The organism is Spongiactinospora rosea (genome assembly GCF_003315795.1).
Taxonomy (GTDB): Bacteria; Actinomycetota; Actinomycetes; order Streptosporangiales; family Streptosporangiaceae; genus Spongiactinospora; species Spongiactinospora rosea.
Map to the genome: position 1 here is coordinate 23,892 of NZ_QMEY01000035.1, position 14,066 is coordinate 37,957.

The window sequence follows — 14,066 nt, forward strand, 5'->3', positions numbered from 1 at the left end:
CGAAGCGCAGCGGTTTTCGTCACGCTGGGGTGGCGGCTCGCCACCCGGCGTGACGTTCGGCTCTAATGGCGCCGTGAACGCAACGGCGTCGGGTTCGGTGACCCGGACGGTCACGCAGGGGGTCCGGCTGGGCTACGGCGTGGGTTCCTTCTGCACGGGGACCTGGGGCGCCGTGCCCGGCCTGCTGCTGCTCTACTACATGACCAACATCATGGCCGTGCCCGCCTGGCTGGCCGGGATCGTCGTCACCGCGCCCAAGGCCTGGGACCTGGTCGCCAACCCGCTGATCGGCCGCTGGTCGGACCGCACCAGGTCGCGGCTCGGCCCGCGGCGTCCATGGCTGCTGGCGGGCGCGCTGACGCTGCCGGTGGCCTTCACGCTCACCTTCGCCGGGCCGCCGATCACCGGTGCGCCCGCCGCGATCTACGTCGGCGTGTGCTTCCTGCTGTCCGCGACGGCCTACTCGGTGTTCGAGGTGCCCTACAAGACCATGTCGGCGGAGATGACCGGCGACTACCACGAGCGGACCTCGCTGTTGCAGTGGCGCATGGTCTTCGTCGGCGTGGCCACCGCGATCAGCGGCATCGCCGCCCCGGCGATCGTCAACGCCGAACGGCCCGGCGGCACCCCGGAGAGCTACCGGCTGATGGCCGTGTTCGTGGCGCTGGTCATGCTGGCCGCCATGCTGGGCGCGTTCTTCGGTACGGCTCGCGCCCCCGCCGTCATCCGCGCCGCCCCCCAGCAGGGCTCGCTGTTCGCCCAGCTCTCGGCGGCCAGGGGCAACGGCCCGTTCTGGTGGCTGCTCGCCATCGCCTCCAGCCAGACGCTGTCGGGCAGCGTGATGCTGGCCGGCGCACCCTATTTCGCCACCTACATCATGGACGATCCCAAAGCCACCAGCACGCTGTTCGCCGCCCTGGTCATACCGCTTCTGCTTACCATGCCGATGTGGGTCTGGCTGGCCAGGCGTCTGGACAAGCGCGGCGCGATGATCCTCGCGGGGCTGCTGCTCGGCGGGGGCACCGCCGCGGCCATGGCGACGCCGGTGTTCGGCACGGTCTACACCCATCTGACCCTGTTGGTGGCGGGCGTGGGGCTGGGCGGGGTCCAGCTCATGCAGTTCTCCATGCTGGCCGACGTGGTCGCCGCCGACGCGGCGACGACCGGCAGGCGGCGGGCGGGGATGTTCACCGGGCTGTGGACGGCCATCGAGAGCGGAGTGTCGGCGTTCGGCACGATGATCTTCGCGGCGGTGCTCACGGTGGGCGGATTCATCTCCTCCGATCCGAGCCGGCGGGTGACCCAGCCGGCGGGGGCGGAGGCCGCCATCATGATCGGGCAGTGCCTGGTCCCGGCGGTGATCATTCTGATGGCCGTCCTGATGACCTTCAACTATCGGCTGACCGCGGACAGGGTGTCATGAACCGCAACAACCCGATTCACCAGCTCCGGTACGCCTGGCGCAATCCCCACAAGATCGCGCCCCACCTGCGCCGCCTCACCAGGGACACCTGGCTGCGGCTGCGCACCCGCGACCACGTGAGCTACTACCGGGCCGTGATGAGGTCCGACACCGCCCGCGACCCGGAGGGCGCGGTCGGCAGCAAGTCGCACCAGCGCTGGATCGCGCTCGGCCGCATGCAGTTCGACTACCTGGTGGAACACGGCCTGCGCCCGGACATGCGGATGCTGGAGATCGGCTGCGGCAACCTGCGCGCGGGACGGCTGTTCATCGACCACCTCCACGCCGGCAACTACTACGGCATCGACATCTCCCCCGACATCCTGATGTCGGCGCAGCAGGTGCTGGCGGAGTACGACCTGCGGGCCAAGCTCCCGCACCTCACCCCGGTCAGGGACCTGCGCCTGGAATTCCTGCCCGACGAGACCTTCGACGTCGTGCACGCGCACAGCGTGTTCTCCCACTCCCCGCTGCCGGTGATCGAGGAGTGCTTCGCGCACGTCGGCCGGGTCATGCGGCCGGGGGCGTGGTTCGACTTCACCTTCGACCGCACCGAGGGCAGGGAGCACCAGGTGCTCCGCGAGGACTTCTACTACCGCACCGAGACGCTGCTCGACCTGGCCGCCCGGCACGGCCTGGCCGGGCGGTTCATGGACGACTGGGAGAAGCTTCCGCACAAGCAGTCCAAGATCCGCCTGACCAGGCCCGCCGCCTGATCCGGCGTCAGGTGACCAGGCCCTGGGAGACCAGCCACTTCTTGGCGACCAGCACGGGCACGCCGCCGTCCACGTCCACCTCGGCGTTGAGGCCGCGCATCACGTCGTCGGTGAGCCGTTCGCTGATCGCCGCGAAGATGCGGGCGATCTCCGGGTGCGCCCGCAGCAGCTCCCCGCGCACGGTCACGCACGCGTTGAACGCCGGGAAGAACGTGCGGTCGTCCTCCAGCGTGACCAGGTCCAGCGCCCGCACCCGCCCGTCCGTGGAGGTGATCATGCCCATCGTGCAGACGCCGCTGGCGATGGAGTTGTAGAGCACGCCGACCGACGTACGCCGCACCGCGGACTGCCGGATGTCGCTGCCGTACGCCAGCCCGTAGCCGCGCAGCATGCCGAGGAACCCGTCGTCGCGGCCGAAGGTCTCGTGGTCCACGCAGAAGGTGCGCTGGGCCTGCGGCACCTTGGTGATGTCGGAGATCTTCCGCAGCCCGTACTTCTCCGCCGACTCCCGCGTCACGCCCACCGCGTAGGTGTTGTTCAGCGCCGCGGGCGGCAGCCAGGTGATGTCGTTCCGCTTGGCGTCCAGGTCGCGCGTCGCCTCGTACTGCTTGCGGGCGTCCGGGAAGGTCTGGTCCTGCCCGAGGAAGGTGACCCACCCGGTGCCCACGTACTCCCACATCAGGTCCGCGTCGTCGCGGGTCAGCGAGGCGCGGGCGTTCACGCTGCCCTGCACGTTGGTCTGGTCGGACACCTGCGCGCCGGCCGCGGTCAGCGCCAGCACGGCGATCTTGCCGAGCACCAGCTGCTCGGTGAACTCCTTGGACGTCACCCGGACCCGCACGTCCGCGAGGCCGGGAACGGGCTTGATGGCGCCGGGTTCGACCGGCGGGACGAAGGCGGAGGCCGGGTGCAGCCCGCAGGCGGTGGTGAGCAGCAGCACGGCGAGCAGCGCCGCGAGCGGCGCCGGTGCGCGGCGCATGTCAGGACAGTCCTTTCGGGGAGAGGTGGCGCTGGGCGACGCCGCCCAGCCAGTCGATCAGCAGCGCGAGCACGGCGATCAGCACGCATCCGGTGACCAGGACGAGGTTGCGCTGGGTGCTCACCCCCGCGGTGATCAGGTCGCCGAGGCCGCCCGCGCCGATGAACGCGGCGATGCTCGCCGTGCCGACGTTGAGCACCAGCGTGGTGCGTACGCCGGACAGGATGACCGGGACGGCCATCGGGAGTTCGACCTTGAACAGCACGCCCGCGGCGGACATGCCGATGCCGCGGCCCGCGTCCACCAGGCGCGGATCGACCTGTTGCAGGCCGACCATCGTGTTGCGCAGCGTGGGCAGCAGGCTGTACGCGACCAGGGCGACGACCGCGACCCAGAACCCGATCCGGAACACCACGGCCAGCAGCACCACCAGGCCCACGGCGGGGATGGCCTGGCCGAGGTTCACCACGGCCAGTACGACGGGCGTCGCCCGGCGCAGCGCGTGCCGGGTGAGCGCGACCCCGAGCGGCAGCGCGATGGCCAGCACCAGCAGCGTGGAGCAGAACACCAGTCCGACGTGCTCCCAGGTGCGCCGCAGGATGAAGCCGAGGTCGAGGGAGTTGCGTTCGAGGCTGTCCAGCGGGGTCACCTGGGTGTAGGCGACCATCGCCACGCCGATGGCGAGGTAGCACAGCGGCGCCAGCGCGAGCCAGACGGAACGGCCAAGCCTGGGTTGGGGTGCGCGCGCGGCCAGCTCGGCGGATTCGGTGAGGGTCATGCGCCGTCCCCGTGGTGGCGCCGGCGGCGGTCCCGTTCCCGGGACTTGATGGCCTGGATGGCCTGCTGGACGGTGCCGAGCGAGACGGCCCCGGCGTACACCTGCCGCCTGCCGACCACCGGCACCACGTCGTTGTCGGTGTTGAGCAGCGCCTCCAGCGCCTCTTGGAGGGTCGTCCGCCCGCCGATCAGGACCTCGGCGGGCTCGCCTTCGACCTCGCCCGCCGTGCCCTCGGCTCCCGCGAGGGCCGCGGTGGTGACCCAGCGGCGCGGGCGGCGCTGCCGGTCGAGCACCAGCGCGTAGCCGCGCCCGTCGGCCTCGGCCTGGGCGTGCAGGTCGCGGGCGTCGGTGTCCTCGGTCGCGTGCGGCACCTGGTCCAGGCCGATGTCACCGACCTTGGTCAGCGACAGCAGCCGCATCGACGAACCGCCGCCGAGGTACTGTTCGACGTAGTCGTCCGCGGGGTGGGCGAGGATCTCGGCGGGGCTCGCGTACTGCACGACCCGGGAGCCGCGCTGCATGATCGCGATCCGGTCGCCGACCTTCAGCGCCTCGTCCACGTCGTGCGTGACGAAGACGATGGTCTTGGCCAGTTCCTCCTGCAGGCGCAGGAGTTCGTCCTGGAGCCGGGCGCGGTTGATCGGGTCGAGCGCGCCGAACGGCTCGTCCATCAGCAGCACCGGCGGATCGGCGGCCAGCGCCCTGGCCACCCCGACCCGTTGCTGCTGGCCGCCGGACAGCTTGCGCGGATAGCGGTCGCGGAAGGTCGCCGGTTCCAGGCCGACCAGCGCGAGAAGCTCGTCCACCCGCTCCGACACGCGCCGGGAGTCCCAGCCGAGCAGCCGCGGCACCTGCGCGATGTTGCCCGCGACGGTCATGTGCGGGAACAGCCCGGCCTGCTGGATCACGTACCCGATGCCCCGGCGCAGCCGGTCGGGGTCGATGTCCCTGGCGTTGCGCCCGCCGATCAGGATGTCGCCCGAGGTCGGCTCGGTGAGCCGGTTGATCATCCGCATGGTGGTGGTCTTGCCGCAGCCGGAGGGGCCGAGCAGCACCACGGTCTCGCCGGCCTCGATCGTGAGGTCCAGGTCCTGTACGGCGGGCTCGCCCGCGCCGGGGAACACCTTGGTCACCCCGCGCAGCTCGATCGGCACGCCCTTGCCGCCGTTCATGTGGTCCGCGGCCTCAGGCACGTACGCCTCCCGGGATGGTCAGCCGCCCGATCAGCACGTAGCAGGCGTCGAAGAGCAGGGCGAGGACGGCGATGCCGATCGTCCCGGTCAGCGCGGAGTTGACGGCGTTGGCCCCGCCCAGCCGGGCCAGGCCGGAGAAGATCTGCTCGCCGAGCCCGGGGCCGGAGACGTACGCGGCGACCGCGCCGATGCCCATCGCGAGCTGGGTGGCGACCCGGATGCCGGTGAGGATCACCGGCCAGGCGAGCGGCAGTTCGACCCGCAGCAGCGAGCGGCGCCTGCTCATGCCGATGCCGCGGGCGGCGTCGACCAGTGTCGAATCGACGCCATTGAGGCCCACGACGGTGTTACGGATGATCGGCAGCAGCGCGTAGACCGTGACCGCGACGACGCTCGGCGCCACGCCGAGGCCAAGGACGGGGATCAGCAGGCCCAGCAGCGCCAGCGAGGGGACCGTGAACACCAGCCCCGCCGTGGACGTGGCCAGCCCGGACAGGCGGGGCCGCCGGTAGGTCGCGACTCCGGCGAGCACTCCGGCCACGGCCGCGACCAGGACGCATTGGGCCACCATGCTGGCGTGCTGTACCGCCTCGAACAGGAGGAGATCCCTCCGGTCCGCGATGTACTCCCACAAGCTCACTCATTTACCCCCGGCTACGTAGTTACCTACCGTGATGCAACCATGCTCCAAACCTCCCGTAAATTCGGACTTAACCCCCGGGAATCACGCGAGACCGCGCCCGATGACGTTGTTCTGGACACGAAACCCCGCGTGGGCCGATACTTTTGAGCATGAGCTCGACGCCGCCCACGTCCCGGGCGTCCGACGGTGATCGCGATCGGGCGATCAACGAATTGCGGGACCGCGTGGTCGAGGGGCGGCTGTCCCACGACACGTTCCTCGGTCGTGTGGACATGGCGTTGCGTGCCCGCAGCCGCGGCGAGCTCGACGAACTGGTCGCCGACCTGCCCCCACGCGGCAAGCTGCGGCGGATGCTCACCGAGGTCGTGGGCGCGGCCTCCGACTTCACCTCGCGGTTGCAGCGCGCCTGGCGCCGCCCCCGGCTGCAACGGCTGCTGCTGCCCGACGACGAGCGGCTGCGCTATGTGGTGGGCCGGGGTTCGGCCTGCGACCTGGTGCTGTCCGACCTCACGGTGTCCCGCGTCCATGCCGAGCTGCGCCGCGAGACCGGCGGCGAGTGGATGCTGATCGACCTGGGCTCGCTCAACGGCACCCGGCTGAACGGCTGGCGGCTGGTCGGCCCGGCCCGTGTGCGTCCCGGCGATGAGGTCTCCTTCGGCGACTGCGCCTTCCTGGTCTCCCCGCCGCAGCTCGCCGCCTGAGCCGGGTCCGCCGGGCACGGTTTCCGCCGCCGCCGTGCGGGGCATCCCCTGACCATTGCCCGCCGCCGCGGGCGTCGCCGCAGGTCGTACGGCTGTGACGGGTTTCCAACGCGCACCGGGGCCGCGAACCCCTTGTAGCACGGGGTTTGCGACGCCGGAGGGCAGTCCCAGGGTTACCTGGAGCCCCAATAATCTCTGAAATATCCTGACATGTCCGGTTTGTTCGCGACAGAATGCGTGTTCCAACAGGCGTCAACCACCTGGAGGAGCACATGCGCAGACTCATCCGGGCACTCGCGTGCCTCGGCGGTCTCGCAGTAGTAAGTACCACCCCGGCCGTCATCGCCGCGTCCCCCGCGCAGGCCGGGCACGACCCCTGCCGCGTCCAAGCGGCCCTGCCCCAACTCAACGGCACCACCGTGCGCGCCGCCGGCACGCGCGTCGGCTGCACCGACTCCAGCAAGCTGCGCGTCCAGCTCCGCTGGGCGCGCCCCGGCCCCGACCCGCTGCTCGCCAAGAAGCACACGACCCTAAAGAACGGCAAGGTGAGCGCCGGGGTCCGCTGCTCGACGGGCTGGCGCACCTACTACACGATCGTCACCGACACCGACGGCCACGTCGCCCGTTCCAAGGGCGCCCGCCTGAAGTGCGGTTCCGCCCCCGGGACCAAGCCCGCCCCCACGCCCACCCCCACTCCCCCGGCGGGCTCGGTGGGCACGCAGGTCGAGGAGGAGGTCGTCCGGCTGACCAACGAGGCCAGAAAGCGCGCGGGCTGCGCCCCCCTGACGCACGACGCCAAGCTGCGCGCCGCCGCCCACTGGCACTCCGCCGACATGGCGCAGAAGAACTACTTCTCGCACACGTCCAAGGACGGCAAGAGCCCCGGCGACCGGATCAAGGCGGCCGGATTCGCCCCGATCAGGGCCTGGGGCGAGAACATCGCCATGGGCCAGCCCACCCCGGCCTCCGTGGTCAAGACCTGGCTGAACTCCTCAGGTCACCGCGCCAACATCGAGAACTGCTCCTTCACCCACATCGGCAGCGGAGCGGTCAAGGGCTCGCGTGGCATGTACTGGACGCAGACCTTCGCCCGCCACTGACCAGGTGGACGACCCGGCATGCCACGAGCACGGCAGGCGCCTCTTCACCAAGGGCGCCGGCCGTGCTCGGGCAGCGGGCTACTTCTCCTTGAGCCAGCTCATCATCGGGCGCAGCTCGGCCCCGGTCTTCTCGATCGGGTGCTCGGCCAGCTCCTCGCGGAACCGGCGGAACTGCTTCTGCCCGCCGTCGAACTCCTCGACGAGCTGACGCGCGAACGTGCCGTCCTGGATCTCGCCGAGGATGCGCTGCATCTCCTTCTTGGTCTCGGCGTTGACCACACGCGGGCCACGGGTGTAGCCGCCGTACTCGGCGGTGTCGGACACCGACCAGTACATCTTGGACAGGCCGCCCTCGTACATCAGGTCGACGATCAGCTTCATCTCGTGCAGGCACTCGAAGTAGGCGACCTCCGGCTGGTAGCCGGCCTCGATCAGCGTCTCGAAGCCCGACTTGATCAGCTCGGACACGCCGCCGCAGAGCACCGCCTGCTCACCGAACAGGTCGGTCTCGGTCTCCTCGGTGAAGGTCGTCTTCAGCGCGCCCGCGCGGGTGCCGCCGATGCCCTTGGCGTAGGAGAGCGCGAGGTCCCAGGCGTTGCCGCTGGCGTCCTTCTCCACCGCCACCAGGACGGGTACGCCCCGGCCCGCGGCGAACTGCCTGCGCACCAGGTGACCCGGGCCCTTGGGGGCGACCATCGCCACGTCCACGCCCTCCGGCGGGGCGATCAGGTTGTAGCGGATGTTGAGGCCGTGCCCGAAGAACAGCGCGTCGCCCTCGACCAGGTTGGGCGCGACGTGCTCGGTGTACAGGCCGCGCTGGATGTGGTCGGGCGCCAGGATCATGATGAGGTCGGCCTCCTCGGCCGCCTCGCCCGGCGTGAGCACCCGCAGGCCGTCGTTCTCGGCCTTCTCCCTGCTCTTGGACCCTTCCGGCAGGCCCACCCGCACGTCCACGCCCGAGTCGCGAAGCGACAGCGCGTGGGCGTGGCCCTGGCTGCCGTAGCCCAGGACGGCGACGTGCCTGCCCTGGACGATCGACAGGTCGGCCTGGTCGTCGTAGAAGATCTCGGTCAAAATACTTACCTTTCCTAACTCTCTGCGGAAGGGTCCTACGCGCTGCGGTCCAGGGCGCGCAGGGAGCGGTCGGTGATGGAGCGGGCGCCGCGGCCGATGGCCACCATGCCCGACTGCACGAGTTCCTTGATCCCGAACGGCTCCAGCACCCGGATGAAGGCGCTCAGCTTGTCGGGCGTGCCGGTGACCTCGATGGTCACGGCGTCCGAGACGACGTCGACGCACCGGGCGCGGAAGAGCTGCACCAGCTCAAGGACGTGCGAGCGGGTCTCCCCGTCCGCGCGGACCTTGATGAGCATCAGCTCTCGCTGCACCGAAAGGGAAGTGTCCAGTTCAACGATCTTGAGAACGTTGACCAGCTTGTTGAGCTGCTTGGTCACCTGCTCCAGCGGGAGGTCCTCCACGTTGACCACGATCGTCATCCGGGAGATGTCGTCGTGTTCGGTGGGCCCGACGGCCAGTGAGTCGATGTTGAACCCGCGCCTGCTGAACAACGCCGCGACCCGGGCGAGCACGCCGGGCTTGTTCTCGACGAGCACCGACAGCGTGTGCCTGCTCATATCGCTATTCCTCCGCGTCCCAGACGGGCGCCATGTCCCGGGCCACCTTGATGTCGTCGTTGCTGGTGCCCGCGGCCACCATGGGCCAGACCATGGCGTCCTCGTGCACCACGAAGTCGATCACGACGGGCACGTCGTTGATCTCCATCGCCTTCTTGATGGTGGCGTCGACGTCTTCGGCCCGCTCGCAGCGCAGCCCGACACAACCGTACGCCTCAGCGAGCTTCACGAAGTCCGGAATCCGCTTGACGGCCTGCAGGTTCGTGTTGGAGTAGCGCTCGTTGTAGAACAGTGTCTGCCACTGGCGGACCATGCCGAGGTTGCCGTTGTTGATCACGGCGACCTTGATCGGCACACCCTCCAGGGCGCAGGTGGCCAGTTCCTGATTGGTCATCTGGAAGCAGCCGTCGCCGTCGACCGCCCACACCGCGGCGTCGGGGCGGCCCATCTTCGCGCCCATCGCGGCCGGGACGGCGAAGCCCATCGTGCCCGCGCCGCCGGAGTTGATGAACGACCCCGGCTTCTCGTAGCCGATGAACTGCGCGGCCCACATCTGGTGCTGGCCGACGCCCGCGACGTAGTAGGCGTCCGGGCCGACCAGCGCGCTCAGCCGTTCCATGACGTACTGGGGTGCCAGTTCGCCATCGCCCGGCTCGTCGTAACCGAGGGCGTAGGTGGTCTTGTAGCCGTTGAGCTGGGTCCACCAGGTGCCGTAGTCGCCCCGGCGGCCCTCGCGGTGCTCGTTCTCCACGGCGTTGATCAGCTCGGTGATGACCTCGCGGCAGTCGCCCACGATCGGGACGTCGGCGTGCCGGTTCTTGGAGATCTCCGCCGGGTCGATGTCGGCGTGGACGATCTTGGCGTGCGGCGCGAAGCTGTCCAGCCGGCCGGTCACGCGGTCGTCGAAGCGGGTGCCCAGGGCCAGGATCAGGTCGCTGCGCTGGAGCGCGCCCACCGCGGCCACGCCGCCGTGCATGCCCGGCATGCCGAGGTGCTGCGGGTGGCTGTCGGGGAAGGTGCCCCTGGCCATCAGCGTGGTGACGACCGGGATGCCGGTCAGCTCGGCCAGCCGGAACAGCTCGGCCGAGGCCCGCGCCTTGTGGACGCCACCGCCGACGTAGAGCACCGGCCGCTTGGCCTCGGCGATCAGCCGGGCGGCCTCACGGATCTGCTTGGAGTGCGGCCGGGTCACCGGCCGGTAGCCCGGCAGTTGCAGGGTCGGCGGCCAGGAGAAGGTGGTCGTGGCCTGGAGCGCGTCCTTGGAGATGTCCACGAGGACCGGTCCAGGGCGGCCGGTGGAGGCGATGTGGAACGCCTCGGCGATCGTGCGGGCGATGTCACCGGCCTCGGTGATCAGGAAGTTGTGCTTGGTGATCGGCATGGTGATGCCGGAGATGTCGGCTTCCTGGAAGGCGTCGGTACCGATCAGCGGGGCGGCCACCTGGCCCGTGATCGCCACGATCGGCACCGAGTCCATGTACGCGTCGGCGATCGGCGTGACGAGGTTCGTCGCCCCCGGTCCACTGGTCGCCATGCAGACGCCGACCTTGCCGGTCGCCTGGGCGTATCCCTCGGCCGCGTGCCCGGCGCCCTGCTCGTGACGCACGAGCACATGCCGGACCTTGGTCGAGTCGTAGAGTGGGTCGTAGGCGGGGAGGACCGCGCCGCCGGGGATGCCGAACACCGTGTCGACCCCGACGTGCTCCAGCGCCCTCACGAGTGCCTGCGCACCTGTCATCCGTTCGGTCATCGGCTCGTTCCTTGCGTGGCTGAGCGGGCATGAGCTGTCTCGTCGCATAAAAAACGCCCCGCCCGCCGAAGTCGGCGGCGCTGGGGCGGCGCGCAGGTCGAAGTGCTTCGCTAGTGGCCTGCGCGCCAGCGAAGTACTACGAGAATGTCCCTGCGGAGCATGGCATCTACCATAGCCGCTCCAGCGGCCAGAATGTCAACTTACTGGGACGGTTGTCTCAAGATTCGGGATCGGTGTTTCAGGCGGTGCTCTGCAGGCTGGTGCGCATCAGGGTGTCCACGCCCCTGGCGGCCATCGGCCGGGCGACCAGATAGCCCTGCCCGCGGGTGCAGCCCATCTCGCGCAGCAGCTCCAGTTGTTCGGGCCGTTCGATGCCCTCGGCGACCACGATCAGGCCGAGGTCGTGGCCGAGCCGCACGATCGTGCGGGTCAGCAGGCTCAGCGTCTCGTCCCGGCCGAGCCCGGACACGAACGACGGGTCGATCTTGATCATGTCCACCGGGAGCTGACGCAGGAACGCCAGCGAGGCATAGCCGGTGCCGAAGTCGTCGATGGCCAGCCGCACACCGAGATTGCGCAGCTCCGACAGCCGGGTGATGGTCTCCTCGGCGTCCTCGACCAGCATCTCCTCGATGACCTCAAGGGTCAGCGCGCTCGGCGGCAGCCCGCTCTCCGCCAGTACCTCGGCGACCGTCTCCACGAAGCGCGGCGCGGTGATCTGGCGCGCGGAGAGGTTCAGGGACAGGCCGATGTCCCAGGACGACGCCCGCCAGGCGGCGACCTCGCGGCACGACTCGCGCAGTATCCACTCGCTGAGCGGCACGATCAGCCCGGTGTCCTCGGCCGGGCCCAGAAACTCGTGCGGCGGCACGAACGCGCTCCCCCGCCACCAGCGGACCAGCGCCTCCACCGCGGTCACCCGGGAGGTCGCGAGGTCCACGATCGGCTGGAACTCCACCGCGAACTGCCGGTCCAGCAGCGCCCGTTGCAGGTCGGCGGCCAGTTCCAGGCGGCGGACCACGTCGGCGTGCATGTGCGCGGCGAACACCTCGACCCGGCGTCCGCCCTGCTCCTTGGACCTCGCCATGGCCACGTCGGCGTTGCGGATCAGGTCGCCGGCCGGTACGCCGTCCTCGGCGAAGGCCACCCCCACGCTCGCGGTCAGCGCGATGTCGCGGTCGGCCACCCGGAACGGCTCCTGCGACACCGCCCGCACCAGCCGCTCGGCGAGGTCCACCACGGCCTTGGCCTCGATCGGCGACTCGACGAGCACCGCGAACTCATCGCCGCCCCAGCGGGCCAGCGTGTCGTCGGAGCGCACGGCCGAGCGCAGCCTCCGCGCGGCCTGCGCGAGCAGGTAGTCGCCGCTGGCGTGCCCCACCGAGTCGTTGACCGCGGTGAAGCCGTCGAGGTCCAGGAAGATCACCGAGCAGCCGGCCGCCCGCCCGGCCAGCACCTCGCGGGTGCGCTCCTCGAAGTAGGCGCGGTTGGGCAGGCCGGTCACGCCGTCGTGGAAGGTCAGGTGGGCGACCTGGTTGCGCAGCGCCTCCTGGTCGGTGATGTCGCGGGCGCTGATCAGCAGCAGGTCCTCGCCTCGCAGGTGGCGGGTGGCGACGGCCTCGGTCGGCCGCCAGGTGCCGTCGGCCGCGCGGACCCGGCAGGCGATCACGCAGGCGGTGCCGTGCTCGGGGGCGTCGTCGTCGAGGTCCATGTCGTGCAGCGCGGTACGCAGGCCGGGAACGTCCTCCGGGTGGATGTAGTCGAAGATCGAGCCGCCGACCAGGTCGCCGGGACGGTAGCCGTACACGCTCTCGACCTCGTCGCAGACCTCGTGCAGCACGCCCTCGTGGTCGCACAGCAGCACGATGTCACCGGTGCTCGCGGCAAGCTCGCGCAACTGGCGGTCGCCCAGCGCGACCAGGCGGCGCAGCCGCGCGCTCTCGGCCAGCAGCACGAACAGCCGGACCAGCATGACCAGCACCACCGAGGCGATGACCGCGGAGATCATCGGCACCGGGGCGGTCGCCCCGCCGCGGATCACGTCGGACAGCACGAAGCCGGTGGCCAGCGCGACCAGCGCCAGCGGGGCCCCGGCGATCAGCCCGGCCACCACCGGGCCGGTGGTCGCGCGTACGCCGTCGTCACCGTCGTCGGCCCGCTCCTCGCCGGGCAGCGGCCCGCGGCGGCACCACGGCGCGGCGGCCAGCATCAGGAACCCCACGGGGGCGAGCCACTGCGCCCAGGCCACGCCGTCCTCCCCGGCCAGCCGGGCCACGGCGGTGGCCAGCTCGCCCGTGGTGATCGCGGCGAGCGCGGCCAGCCCCGCCAGCCCGACCGCCCAGCCCGGCGCGCGGGCCGCGATCACCGCGGGCCCCACCGCGCAGGTGGTCAGCAGGCACAGGATCGGCGACATCAGCGGTACGACGAACGCCGACGAGTCGCCGATCTCCTGGTAGACCGGGCCGAGCACGGCCACCCAGGTGATCACGAAGAGGGACGCGGCGCACAGGTAGGCGTCGGTCACGTACCGGACCAGCGCCTGCCCCTGCGGGCGCGACGCCGCGGTCAGCCACGCGCCGCCCGCGAGCAGCACCGTGCCCACGAGCACGGGTAAATCGACGAAGCCCATCGCGAAGGCGACGTCCTGGGCGACCGGCCGCAGGCCGATGCCGAGCAGCCAGGCCAGCCCGCCCCCGGCGAGCCAGCGCCAGGCCAGCGTCGTACGGCGGCGGCCCGGGGTGATCCGCCCGCCCGCCACGACCAGCGACACCACGGCGAACATCGCGGCGAGCACGCCCGCCGCCGCGCCGACGACCACCGCGGACGCGCCAGCGATCAGCGCGGCCGCGAGCCCCGCCGCACTCACCGCCGCGGCGGCGGTGAGCGGCACCCGTGGATCTCGCCAGCGGATCAAAGTCTTCTGCCCATCCGGTGTCTATGGAGTGTGGTCGGCCGTGCCGGGCCGGCTCTTGCCGGCTCGCCCGGCCGGTCGCGGTGTGTTCGCCGTCGGACACGCCACGACAACTCATCGACAGTCTGTGCGCTTCCGCCGACGCGGGGTACGGCAACGGTTCAGTTGTCACCGATCTGATAACCAGCCTGGCCCGGTC

The 14,066-nt window shown here is 70.7% G+C and carries 12 protein-coding genes; 4 read left to right on the forward strand and 8 right to left on the reverse strand.

The annotated features are described in order from the left end of the window. Window positions 1-73: 73 nt before the first annotated feature. The gene (locus tag DP939_RS41360) at window positions 74-1,423 is read left to right on the forward strand and encodes an MFS transporter (protein ID WP_113986315.1); all 1,350 of its coding nucleotides are present in this window, start codon (window positions 74-76) and stop codon (window positions 1,421-1,423) included. Beyond that, window positions 1,420-2,178, forward strand: coding sequence for a class I SAM-dependent methyltransferase (locus DP939_RS41365; RefSeq protein WP_113986316.1), 759 nt, complete (start codon window positions 1,420-1,422; stop codon window positions 2,176-2,178). Before DP939_RS41360 ends, DP939_RS41365 begins: the two co-directional genes overlap by 4 nt. A 7-nt stretch (window positions 2,179-2,185) precedes the next feature. Here the strand turns inward: DP939_RS41365 and DP939_RS41370 are convergent, their stop codons facing one another. The 4 genes from DP939_RS41370 to DP939_RS41385 are packed head-to-tail and all read right to left on the reverse strand — an operon-like array spanning window position 2,186 to window position 5,768. Beyond that, window positions 2,186-3,157: a glycine betaine ABC transporter substrate-binding protein gene (locus DP939_RS41370; RefSeq protein ID WP_113986317.1), complete on the reverse strand. Its 972-nt coding sequence runs from the start codon at window positions 3,155-3,157 to the stop codon at window positions 2,186-2,188. A gap of 1 nt (window position 3,158) precedes the next feature. Beyond that, window positions 3,159-3,935, reverse strand: coding sequence for an ABC transporter permease (locus DP939_RS41375; protein WP_113986318.1), 777 nt, complete (start codon window positions 3,933-3,935; stop codon window positions 3,159-3,161). Further along, a complete protein-coding gene (locus tag DP939_RS41380) occupies window positions 3,932-5,107 on the reverse strand; it encodes an ABC transporter ATP-binding protein (protein ID WP_113986358.1) in 1,176 nt (391 codons plus the stop codon). Before DP939_RS41380 ends, DP939_RS41375 begins: the two co-directional genes overlap by 4 nt. Window positions 5,108-5,120: 13 nt before the next feature. Beyond that, entirely contained in the window at window positions 5,121-5,768 is a 648-nt protein-coding gene (locus DP939_RS41385) for an ABC transporter permease (RefSeq protein ID WP_113986319.1), read from the reverse strand. A 152-nt stretch (window positions 5,769-5,920) separates the two neighbouring features. On the opposite strand from DP939_RS41385, the gene DP939_RS41390 reads away from it, so the two are divergent. Further along, window positions 5,921-6,472 carry a DUF1707 and FHA domain-containing protein gene (locus DP939_RS41390; protein WP_113986320.1) on the forward strand — a complete coding sequence of 184 codons (552 nt, stop codon included), beginning with the start codon at window positions 5,921-5,923 and terminating at the stop codon, window positions 6,470-6,472. A 272-nt stretch (window positions 6,473-6,744) separates the two neighbouring features. Beyond that, complete coding sequence (locus DP939_RS41395; protein WP_113986321.1) at window positions 6,745-7,572, forward strand: CAP domain-containing protein; 828 nt, start codon at window positions 6,745-6,747, stop codon at window positions 7,570-7,572. A 78-nt stretch (window positions 7,573-7,650) separates the two neighbouring features. On the opposite strand, the gene ilvC is transcribed toward DP939_RS41395, so the two are convergent. The 4 genes from ilvC to DP939_RS41415 form a co-directional block, all read right to left on the reverse strand. Continuing rightward, window positions 7,651-8,637 (reverse strand): ketol-acid reductoisomerase, encoded by a 987-nt coding sequence (gene ilvC, locus DP939_RS41400; RefSeq protein WP_113986359.1) that lies wholly within the window; start codon window positions 8,635-8,637, stop codon window positions 7,651-7,653. Between the two features lie 44 nt (window positions 8,638-8,681). Then, window positions 8,682-9,206, reverse strand: coding sequence for an acetolactate synthase small subunit (gene ilvN, locus DP939_RS41405; RefSeq protein WP_113986322.1), 525 nt, complete (start codon window positions 9,204-9,206; stop codon window positions 8,682-8,684). 4 nt (window positions 9,207-9,210) lie between these two features. Next, window positions 9,211-11,004, reverse strand: coding sequence for an acetolactate synthase large subunit (locus DP939_RS41410; RefSeq protein WP_113986323.1), 1,794 nt, complete (start codon window positions 11,002-11,004; stop codon window positions 9,211-9,213). A gap of 190 nt (window positions 11,005-11,194) precedes the next feature. Then, window positions 11,195-13,846, reverse strand: a complete 2,652-nt coding sequence (locus DP939_RS41415) for a putative bifunctional diguanylate cyclase/phosphodiesterase (RefSeq protein WP_225878845.1) — start codon at window positions 13,844-13,846, stop codon at window positions 11,195-11,197. Window positions 13,847-14,066: the final 220 nt, after the last annotated feature.